General features: G+C 71.9%; 1 protein-coding gene. It reads left to right on the top strand.

The window, feature by feature from the left end:
- Positions 1–787 (top strand): nuclease/transposase family protein (locus H1D24_RS41595; RefSeq protein WP_508481780.1); only part of this gene is annotated, 787 nt, incomplete at both ends.

Below are 787 nucleotides of genomic sequence, written 5' to 3'. Positions count from 1 at the left end.
CTGGAGGCGGTGGTGGCGTTCAGGCATCGGGGCGAGGAGTGGCTGGAGAGGCTCTCGGCCGACCGTGCGGTGGCCTACCGCATTCACCACGACGTGCTGCGCGGCCGCTGGTATGTGACGGCGTCCTGGCAGCGTGCCGCCGTACCCGTCCTGCCGCTGCACACCGCCCTGGCCCGGGGCACGGTCGGGGTCGACATGAACGACGACCACCTGGCGGCCTGGCGTCTCGATCAGCACGGCAACCCCGTCGGCGAGCCGCAGCGCTTCTTCTACGACCTCTCGGGCAGCGCCGCGCACCGGGACGCGCAGATCCGCCATGCGCTGACCCGCCTGCTGCACTACACACGCCGCTGTGGCGTGGCCGCGATCGCCGTCGAGGACCTCGACTTCGCGGCGGACAAGACCCGGGAAAAGCACGGCCGCAACAAGCGGTTCCGCCGGTTGATCTCCCGCTTCCCGACCGCGAAGCTCACCGCGCGCTTGGTGTCGATGGCCGCCGAGCAGGACGTGGCGATCGTCGCGGTCGACCCGGCCTACACCAGCAAGTGGGGTGCCCAGCACTGGCAGAAACCGCTGACCACCCCACACCGTCAGACGACCCGGCACGATGCCGCAAGCATCGCGATCGGGCGACGCGCCCTCGGGCATGCGATCAGGCGACGGACGGCACCGCCCCCACCGCACCAGAGCGATGCGGTGGGGCATCGGACCGCCCAGGCCCGACCGTGCACCGAGGGACGTGAGGAACCCCGCCCGCCTGCCACGGACCGCGCGCCCAGAGTGCCGC

This window comes from Streptomyces himalayensis subsp. himalayensis, from assembly GCF_013778455.1.
Classification (GTDB): domain Bacteria; phylum Actinomycetota; class Actinomycetes; order Streptomycetales; family Streptomycetaceae; genus Streptomyces; species Streptomyces himalayensis.
Note: the sequence above shows the minus strand (reverse complement) of the source record. Positions and strands in the feature narration are given on the sequence as shown.